Raw genomic sequence first — 9,952 nt, 5'->3', positions numbered from 1 at the left:
CACCTCTCAGGACGGACTCTGGCCGGCGAGCTGCTGGATCCGCACGATCACGAACTCGGCGGGTTTGAGCGGGGCGAACCCGACGACCACGTTGACCACGCCGCGGTCCCGGTCGTCGCTGGTGGTGGTCTCCGCGTCGCACCGCACCAGGTACGCCTCGCGCGGCGTGCGCCCGGCGAACGCGCCCTTGCGGAACAGGTCCTGCATGAACGACGTCAGGTTCAGCCGGAGCTGGGACCACAGCGGCTCGTCGTTCGGCTCGAAGACGGCCCACTGGGTGCCCCGGAAGACGCTCTCCTCGATGTAGAGCGCGAGCCGCCGGACCGGGGTGTACTTCCACTGGCTGGCCAGCACGTCCGCACCGGCGGTGGTGCGGGCGCCCCAGTTGACAGTGCCGATCACCGGGAAGGTGCGCAGGCAGTTCAGCCCCAGCGGGTTGAGCACCCCGTTCTCGGCGTCGGTCAGCGGATAGACCAGGCTGGTCACCCCGCGTAACTGCGCCTCGGTGCCGGCCGGTGCCTTCCACACCCCGCGTTCGGTGTCCTGGCGGGCGTACAGGCCGGCGAGGGTACCGCCGGGGGCGACGGTGCGGGGCCGGAACCCGTCGGTGGGGTCGGGGATCCGCAGCCGGGGGAAGTGGGCCACCGCGTTGGGGCCCCGGACCCCGAGCTGGTTGATCCAGTCCAGCGCGCGGTCCGGGTCGTCCACCCCGGGCGGCGGGTCGACCAGCAGGATCGCCCGGCGGCGTTCGCAGACGTCGTAGGCGGCCGACCAGACCGCCCCCGGGTTGAGCCCGCTGTCGATCGCGGCGGGGTCGCCGTGCCGGGCGCGGGTGGCGTCGGGGATGCAGAGCAGGTTGAACAGGTCGGTCTTGAGTAGCGCGTAGATTCCGGAGTAGGCCGCCTCGCTGCCGATCAGCGCGGCGGTGCCGGGCAGCGTGGTGCCGTCGGAGCCGGTGACCAGGTCGCCCTGGCCGAGCCGCTTGGCGCCCACCGGGCTGAACCGGCCCACGTTGGTGGTGGCACCGGACAGGCCCAGCAGGGCCGCGCCGTCGGCGACGTCACCGGCGGGGGCGACCCCCGCGACGGTGAAGGCGGCGTCCACGGCTGCCGGGGCGACCACCGGGTCCACGTCGCCGAGCAGGCGCAGCCCGCCGGCGGCGGTGGGGACCACCCGGACCCGCAGGCCGGCCGCGCCGTCGGCGGCGCCGAGCGCCGTGTTGACCTTCCGTTGCAGCAGCGCGGCGACCCCGGCAGGGGAGGACGGCAGCCGCTCGCCCTTCTCCAGCACGGTGACGGTCACCGGGGCGACCGCCGGCACGGTCTTGGTGGGGTCGTTCGGGTCCGGTTTGGTGGGCCGGTCCGGTTGCACGGTGAGCCGGTAGTTCTTCGCGACGTCCACCGTGGGCGTGCCGAGCGCCGCGCCGACCGTGCCGCTGGGCACCGGCCGGCCCGCCCCGGCGGCCCCGCCCCGCGCCCGGACCAGCGCCGAACCCCGGTCCGGGTCGTTGAGCAGGGCCACCGCGTACGCGGCGCTGGTCGGGTCGGCGGACAGCCCGGTGAACCGTTCGGTCCCGCCGGTGGCGGTGTCGGCGACGCTCAGGTTGAAGGAGGTGGCGTCGGCGGCACCGTCGTGGTCGACGTCGACGAGCAGTCCGCTGCCCCACGCACCGGTGCTCGCCGCGTCCAGCAGCAGCGCGGACTTCGCCCCCGCGCCGACCTTGTCGAGCAGGGTCACCGAGGCGGCCCGGGCATCGGCCCGGGGCACCCGCACGACCAGGGCGGCGGACCCACCGTTGCGGAAGAACTGCTGCACGGCCAGGCTGAGTTCGGAGTCCCGGTCGACCCCACCGAACCGGCGTTCGAACTCGCCGAAGGTGTTCACCCGGACGGCTCGGTGCTCGGGTCCGGTCCGGACGTACCCCACGAAGGCGGTCACCCCGGTCGCCACCCCGATGGTGGGGCGGACGGAACTCGCGACTTCCTCGATGTACACGCCGGGATAGCTCGGAGTGACGGGCATGACTACCTCGTCTCGCAGTGGCGGGTCGGCTGATGTCACCCTCCGCTCACACCGCACCCGCCTCTAGCGGACACCCGACTACGCCGCGTCAACTACCCGACATCCCCGACCACCCCGTCCCGGTCGGACATCGATGCACCGGACCGGTCCGGCACCCCGGCTGTCGCGGGTGGCCACGTCGTGAGGTGCCCGCCGACAGCCGCGGTGCCCTCCGCCGACGCGGCAAGCCAATTTCCGCCCGGCCGGCTGGATCCGTCGTCCGCCGCCGCCCGGGAAACGGCCCGTCCGACCCGTCCGACCCCGGCCGCCCGTCCGACCGCCCCCCGGCGACCCGTCCGACCGGCCGGAGCGGCAGAGGAGGATGGGATGCGTGCAGATCGAGCCGGTCGACCCCGCACCCGTCCAGACGTTCCCCCGGACGCTGCTGCGCCAGCGTTGGGCCGACCTGACCCTCCTGCACTGGGCGGTCGACCCGGACCTCGTCGCGCCGCTGCTGCCGGCCGGCACCCGCCCCGACACCCTCGACGGCACCAGCTACGTCGGACTGATCGGCTTCCGGATGGTCGGCGTCGGGCTCGCCCGGGGACCGGCCGTCCCGTACCTGGGGACGTTCTGGGAGACCAACGTGCGGCTCTACTCGGTCGACCAGGCCGGGCGGCGGGCCGTGGTGTTCCGCTCCCTCGACGCGTCCCGGCTGATCCCGGTGCTGGTCGCCCGGATCACCCTGGGACTGCCGTACCTGTGGTCGGCGATGCGGCTGGACCACGACGGTGACCTGCGCAGCTACCGGTGCCGTCGACGCTGGCCGGGGCCGGCCGGCACGACCAGCCGGATGGTGGTCCGGGTCGGTGCGCCGATCCACCGGCCGACCCCGCTGGAGCACTTCCTCACCGCCCGGTGGGGCCTGCACACCCGGGCCTACGGACGCACCCTGCACCTGCCGAACTGGCATCCGCAGTGGCCGTTGCACCGGGCCGAGCTGCTGCACCTCGACGACGACCTGGTCACCGCGGGCGGACTACCGACGCCGACCGGGCCACCGGTCAGCGTGCTGTACTCGCCCGGCGTGCCGGTCCGGTTCGGTCCTCCGACACCGGTGAGCACGTGATCCCGGTGGCTGCCGGAACGGACACCGTTCGTGCCGTCGGCCGGGTAGGTCAGGCGGATCCCCAGCTCGCGGTAGGTCAGCGCCCTGGGGGTGGCTTCGTGGAGGACGCGGTCCCAGCCGGGCAGCGGGGGAGTGTCACGTAATTCGTACGGTCCCTTGAGCGTTGGAGTCGGCGCCAGCGGATGATGACGCAGGCCAGGGTGAGGAAGGGTCCGTGGATGTCGTCGTGGACCTCCCAGCGGGTACGGAGGCGGCCCGGCCCGGAAGACCGGCCGTGCCCCCGCTGCCGGACCGGTAGCGGGGGCACGGCTGGTCCGCCTACCGGGTCAGGGCAGGGTCCATTTCTGGTTGGCGGCGGACAGGCAGGTCCAGAGGTGGACGGCCTGGCCGTCGGTGGCGCTGTTGTTCGACACGTCCAGGCACTTGCCCGACTGCGGGTTGCGCAGGGTGCCGTCGGCCTGCGCCGACCAGTTCTGCGCGCCGCTGCCGTTGCACGTCCAGAGTTGGATCTTCGTGCCGTCGGCGGAACCCCCGCCGGAGATGTCCAGACACTTGCCCAGTGCCTTCACGGTGCTGTTCGGGGTGACCGACCAGGTCTGGGCGGCGCTGCCGTTGCAGGTCCAGATCTGGATCTGGGTACCGTCGGCGGTGGCGGCGTTGCGGACGTCGAGGCACTTGCCGCCAAGCCCGACGATCGGCCCGGTTCCCGGGGTGCCCGGGGTGCCCGGGGTGCCGCCGCCCCGGACGAGGGTGAAGTCGTCCACGTCGAACAGGCCGGTCCCGGATCCGGTGAAGGTCAGGTACACGGTCCGTGTGCCGGTGGGCACCCCGGTCAGGGTGGTGCTGACGTCGGCGTACGTGCTCCAGCCTCCGGTGTTGGGCACCGTCACCTGGCCGAGCAGCGGGCCGGTGGCCGAGCCGGTCCGGATGCCGATGGTGCCGCCCGAGCCACCGGAGACCACCCGGGCCCGCAGCGAGGTGACCCCGGTCAGGTCGAGCCCGGGGTAGGCGGCCCAGTCGCCCGGGTCGACGTAGCCGAGGGTCTGCCCGCCGTTGGCCCCGGCCTTGGTGAACGCGCTGACCCCGTTGGCCGAGCCGAACGCCTCGGCCTGCACGGTGGTGGTGCCGCCCAGCTCCTTGATCCGGACGTTGCGGAACGACACGTCGTCGCCCGTACCGTGGTTCTGCAGCCCGATGTGGCCGGCGAGCGAGCGGGCCGGGTCGGTGTTGGTGAAGTCGTTGATCTTCCGCCCGTTGAGGAGGACCTGGAGGCGTTCCCCCTCGACCAGCAGTTCGTAGGTGTTCCATTCTCCCGGCGGGTTCAGGGCGGCGTCCCGGGCGGCCAGGTCGGCGGACTGGAAGGTGTAGACCGCTCCGGTGGTACGGTCGGCGGCGTCGGTGGCGTCGATCTGGATCTCGTACCCGTTGTCCACCGCCGACCAGGGGTCGGTCGACGGCGGGAAGCCGATGAAGACGCCCGAGTTGTCGTCGCCGGCCATCCGCCAGTCCAGCTTCAGCGAGTAGTTGGTGAACTGCCTGGCGCTGTACCAGTACAGGCCCATGCCGCCGATTGAGGTGAGGGTGGCGTCGGCGTTGCCGAAGCTGCCCGGACCGGCCTGCGACCAGCCGGTGGTGGACCCGTTGTAGAGGGTGCCGTAGCCGGTCTCCGGGCGGCAGTCGGCTTTCGCCCGTCCCGCCGCGTAGCGGATGCCGCCGAGCAGGTGGCTGCGGAACGCCGCCTCGGCGTACGACTCCTGGGTGTGCCCGAGGCCGGTGTAGAACGACCGACCGGAGCTGACCGTCTTGCACCAGGAGATCGGATGGTCGCCGCCCATCGAGCCGCCCGAGTACGACGACTCGTCCAGGGTGGCGAGCACCCGGGCGCCCGCGCGCGGATTGGTCTGGTAGTTGTACCACTCGTCGGTGCGGGTCCAGGTCTGCGGCAGGTGGCCGGTGGCCGGGTGCGCCCGGTTCTCGACGCGGACGTTCGCCTGCTGGATGGCCGGGTGCGAGGCGAAGTAGCCACCCACCAGGCTGCCGTAGTAGGACCAGCCGTACTCGGTGTCGGCGGCGGCGTGGACGCCGACGTACCCGCCGCCGCCGTTGACGTACGACTCGAAGGCGGACTGCTGTGCGGCGTCCAGGACGTCACCGGTGGTGTTGAGGAAGACCACCGCCTCGTACGGGGCCAGGTTCGCGGTGGTGAACCGGGACGCGTCCTCGGTCGCGGTCACGGTGAAACTGTTCGCGGTGCCGAGTTCCCGGATCGCCTGGATACCGACGGCGATCGAGTCGTGCCGGAACCCGGCGGTCTTGGAGAAGACCAGCACGTCGTACGGGGCGTCGGCCGCACCGGCCGGCGTCGGGACGGCGAGAACCGCGGCGGCGGCGGTCACCGCGCCGAGGACGGATCGAAGGAGTCTGCGCATGTCACTCTCCCGGACGGGTGGAGGAGGGTGGTGCCGGGGCATCCCGAGGGTGCCCCGGCGGGCCGGTTACGGCAGGGTCCACTTCTGGTTGGCGGCGGACAGGCAGGTCCAGAGGTGGACGGCCTGGCCGTCGGTGGCGCTGTTGTCGGACACGTCGAGGCACTTGCCGGACTGCGGGTTGCGCAGGGTGCCGTCGGTCTGGGCGGACCAGTTCTGCGCCGCGGTGCCGTTGCAGGTCCAGAGTTGGATCTTCGTGCCGTCGGCGGTGCCGCCGCCGGAGATGTCCAGGCACTTACCCAGTGCTCTGACGGTGCTGTTCGGGGTGACCGACCAGGTCTGGGCGGCGGTGCCGTTGCAGGTGTAGATCTGGATCTGGGTGCCGTCGGCGGTCGCGGCGTTGCGGACGTCCAGGCACTTGCCGCCGAGCCCGACGATCGGCCCGTTGCCCCCGGTGGTGCCGCCGGTGACGAACGTGAACGCGTCGAGGTCGAACAGCGCCCCGGTGCCCCCGGCGAAGGTGAGGTAGAGCGTGCCGGTGCTGGCCGGCGCACCGGAGAGCGCACCGGTGACGGTGGTGAAGGTCTCCCAGCCGCCGGTGACCGGGACGGTCGCCTGGCCCAACACGGTGCCGGTGGGCGAACCCGTCCGCACCTGGAGGGTGCCGCCGACACCGTTGGAGGAGACCCGGGCGCTGAACGAGGTGGCCTTGTCCAGCCGGTACGGCTCGAACGCGATCCAGTCGCCGTTGTCGATGCTGCCGACGGTCTTGCCGCCCTCGGCGGGGGTCTTGTCGTAGACGGTGATCCCGGACGAGGTCTTGAAGTGCTCGGCCTGGCGCTTGCGCGGCTGGAGGGTGTGCTGCCGGTGGGTGGTCAGCCCACCGGTGTCGGTGTACTCGGCGTCGAAGACCGCGAAGATGTTCGCCGCGTCGTCGTGCTCGCCGTCGACCGGGATGGTGATCGTGCCGGAGCAGCCGTTCTTGGCGGTGATCTGGTGACCGTGCTGGTCGTGGCCGAGCACGTAGGTCATCCTGACCCGGGCGCAGTCGATGGTGCCGTCCTCCGGGTCGGTGACGGTGATGCTGAACGGCACCGTGTCGCCGTAGGAGAAGAGCGAGCCGTTCGCCGGGCCGGTGATGGTGACCGTCGGGGCGGTGTTGCCGACGCCGATCTGCACGCTGGCGGTACCGGTCGCGCCCTGCGGATCCCGGACGGTCAGGGTGACGTTGTAGGTGCCGTTGGCGGTGAACGTCTTGCTGGGGTTGGCCGCCGTGGAGGTGGTGCCGTCACCGAACGCCCACGAGTAGGTCAACGCTCCGCCCTCCGGGTCCGACGACCCGGCCGACGAGAAGGTCACCGTCAGCGGGGCCGCCCCGGAGGTCCTGTCGGCGGCGGCTGCTGCCGTCGGCGCGCGGTTGCCACCGCCGACGTAGTCGTACCGGTACAGCGCCGAGTTGGCGTCACCGTTGAAGTAGCCGGTGCCGTAGTCGAGGACGTACAGCGCGCCGTCCGGGCCGAACGCGGAGTCCATCACCTGCTTGCCGTTCCAGGGGAACGACGCGTCGATGGCGCCCCGGGAGCCGTCGGCGTTGACGTGGACGGGCTTGATCCAGCCCCGGCCCAGCTCGGTGGCGAAGAACTGGCCGTCGAAGGACTGCGGGAACTTCGTGGTGGACGGGTTCGACGCGCTGTAGCGGTAGACCGGGCCGGCCATCGGCGACTCGGAGCCGCCACCGAACTCCGCCGGGCTGCCGGCGTCACCGGCGTACCGGATCCAGGCCGGCTGCGCCCCGGGCAGGGTGGGCAGGCCGGTGTTGCGGAACGAGTTGTTGGTCGGCCCGCCGGTGCAGTTGTACTTGGCCCCCGCGGTGCCGGCGGCGAAGTCCCACTCCGCGTACGTCTCGGTGGCGGTGTTGCTGCCCGTGCAGTACGGCCAGCCGTAGTTGCCCGGCCCGGTCACCCGGTTGAACTCGACCTGCCCGCTGGGGCCGCGCGGGCCGGTGGTGCCGGCGTCCGGGCCGTAGTCGCCGACGTAGACGACCCCGGTGGCCCGGTCCACGCTCATCCGGAACGGGTTGCGGAACCCCATCGCGTAGATCTCCGGACGGGTCCGCGCGGTGCCCGGGGCGAACATGTTCCCGGCCGGGATCGAGTAACTCCCGTCCGCGTTCACCCTGATCCGCAGGATCTTGCCGCGCAGGTCGTTGCTGTTGGCCGCGCTGCGCTGCGCGTCGTACGCGGGATTACGGTTGGTCCGCTCGTCGATCGGCGCGTACCCGGCGGAGTCGAACGGGTTGCTGTCGTCCCCGGTCGACAGGTACAGGTTCCCGGCTGCGTCGAAGTCGATGTCCCCGCCGACGTGGCAGCAGATGCCCCGGTCGGCCGGCACGTCCAGGATGGTGACCTGGCTGGACGTGTTCAGCGTCCAGTTGGCGTTGAGGGTGAACCGGGACAGCCGGTTCACGCCCTGCCAGGCGGAGAAGTCCGTGCCGGTGGCCGGGGCGTCCCCGGCGGGGGTGGACAGCGGCGGGGCGTAGTACAGGTAGACGTGCCGGTTGGTGGCGAAGTTCGGGTCCACCCCGACGCCCTGCAGGCCCTCCTCGTCGTGGGTGTAGACGGGGACCGTGCCCACCACGGTGGTGGTGCCGGCCGCGTCGGTGCGCCGCAGCGTGCCGTTACGGGCGGTGTGCAACACCGACCGGTCGGGCAGCACCGCGATGGTCATGGGCTCGCCGACCTCGGGTTCCCCCTTGGCCAGGGTGACCTGCTGGAAGTCGGTGGGGTTGATGGTGTGGGCCTGGGCGGGGACCGGGTTGGCGAGGGCGACCAACCCGGCCGTGGCCATGAGGAGCAGTGCGGAGCTGACCGACGCCGTTCGCCGGCCGATTGCGCCATCGTGTGAGGACACTGGCTGTCCGTCCCTTCCTGACCTGCGTTTGCCAGGGCGGGGCGCGCGCCGTCGCGCCGGATGCCGTAGCGGGGGAGGGAGCGATGGGTCACCGCGCCGCCGGTTCACCTCGCTGAAACACTTTCGTGATGGCGGAGACATTAAGCTGTTTCAATCCCGCTGTCCATACCTTCTGTCGAAGCACGGCGGACTTTCACTTGAATCGCGAAAAGTCCCCGCCGTCGATGTCGGAGGCGTCGTCTACCGTCGCCGGCGTCGGCAGGCGACGGAAGGACAGGACGTGACGGGCTGGGATGGACTGTCGTTGTGGGGTGGTGGCGGCGAGGACGAGGTACGGGCTCGTCTGGCGGCGGGAGCCGACCCCTGCGCGCTGCTCGGGCACGACCCGGCCCTGCACGTCGCGGCGGAGCACTCGCCACCCGCGGTGGTGGCGGCGATGGCCGCGGCAGCGCCCGACGTCGACGTCCTGTCCGGCGGCCGGTCCCCGCTGTGGTTGGCGGTCCACTCGCGGCGGCACGACAACGCCCGGGTGCTGGCGGCCGCCGGTGCGGACCCGTGGCGGCCGATGATGACCGGATGGTCACCCGGCCGGCTGGGCCTCGCCGGCCCCGAACCCGACCTGTTCGGCGCCGTCCCTGCCGGTGTCGAGCTGAGCCCGGCCGAGCGGGAAGCTGTCGCGTTGGCCGGTGAGCTGGGGGACCGGTTGCAGGTCGACTACTACGACGGGACCGGGCTTCTCTGCGTGGCGGGGATCGACGCGAGCGAGGCGATCAGCCGGCTCGACGGCACCCCGACGGCCGAGGAGGAACTGCTCGCCCACTACGACATCGATGTCGAGGAGGAGCCCGAGCCAGGTGACTGGGGTTGGCTCGCGGAGATGAACGACCTGCTGCTCGTTGGCGTCACCGACGTGCCCGGCGGCTGCGTGGTCACCCAGCCGTGGGGATACCAGCCGCAGACACCGTTGGTCGGTCGGCTGCTGTCCGCCGACACCGTCGCCTACGGCCTGTACGCGAACCCGAAGAGCGGCGACCAGGGCAGCATCTACCGCGGTGGGAAGACGATCGGCTGGGACCTGCACCCTGGTGGTCCCGCGTGGAACACCGACACCAGCCAGATGGTCCTGCTCAGCTACCTCTACCCGCTGCAGGCCCCCGCATACGCGTGCGCGTTCGTGGGCCTGCGCCCGGTAGACGTCCGATGCGTCACCGGTCCCGCCGACCACTGGGTTCTCCTGCCCGACCGGGACTACTGGGCCGGCACAACGGTGTGATGACGTCCGAGACGATGAGGCACCGCCCCGCCCGGTCGGTCGCCGCCTCCGACCGCTACGTAACGTCATCTGCTTGAACATCGCCAGGCTGGAGAGTTGTCCCGATCGCGAGCGGAGCCCGGCGTGGCCCTACGACCCAGGCCCCAAGGTCATCCTCCAGGACACTCTGACGGTATCCATTCTGTGGGTGACCTTCGGGGTGGTTCATGGCAG

5 protein-coding genes are annotated in these 9,952 nt (G+C 71.8%); 2 read left to right on the top strand and 3 right to left on the bottom strand.

The window, feature by feature from the left end; all coding sequences use genetic code 11:
* Positions 1-6 precede the first annotated feature (6 nt).
* Positions 7-2,022 carry a phage tail sheath C-terminal domain-containing protein gene (locus tag O7625_RS23285; protein ID WP_282341527.1) on the bottom strand — a complete coding sequence of 672 codons (2,016 nt, stop codon included), beginning with the start codon at positions 2,020-2,022 and terminating at the stop codon, positions 7-9.
* Between the two features lie 370 nt (positions 2,023-2,392).
* On the opposite strand from O7625_RS23285, the gene O7625_RS23280 reads away from it, so the two are divergent.
* Positions 2,393-3,130 carry a DUF2071 domain-containing protein gene (locus O7625_RS23280; RefSeq protein ID WP_282341525.1) on the top strand — a complete coding sequence of 246 codons (738 nt, stop codon included), beginning with the start codon at positions 2,393-2,395 and terminating at the stop codon, positions 3,128-3,130.
* Positions 3,131-3,456: 326 nt separating this feature from the next.
* On the opposite strand, the gene O7625_RS23275 is transcribed toward O7625_RS23280, so the two are convergent.
* Positions 3,457-5,559, bottom strand: a complete 2,103-nt coding sequence (locus tag O7625_RS23275; protein ID WP_282341523.1) for a ThuA domain-containing protein — start codon at positions 5,557-5,559, stop codon at positions 3,457-3,459.
* A gap of 66 nt (positions 5,560-5,625) precedes the next feature.
* A complete protein-coding gene (locus O7625_RS23270) occupies positions 5,626-8,403 on the bottom strand; it encodes a PQQ-dependent sugar dehydrogenase (RefSeq protein WP_282341521.1) in 2,778 nt (925 codons plus the stop codon).
* Between the two features lie 343 nt (positions 8,404-8,746).
* On the opposite strand from O7625_RS23270, the gene O7625_RS23265 reads away from it, so the two are divergent.
* Complete coding sequence (locus O7625_RS23265) at positions 8,747-9,739, top strand: hypothetical protein (RefSeq protein ID WP_282341519.1); 993 nt, start codon at positions 8,747-8,749, stop codon at positions 9,737-9,739.
* Positions 9,740-9,952: the final 213 nt, after the last annotated feature.

The sequence above is a fragment of the Micromonospora sp. WMMD714 genome, assembly GCF_029581315.1.
Taxonomy (GTDB): Bacteria; Actinomycetota; Actinomycetes; order Mycobacteriales; family Micromonosporaceae; genus Micromonospora; species Micromonospora rifamycinica.
Note: the sequence above shows the minus strand (reverse complement) of the source record. Positions and strands in the feature narration are given on the sequence as shown.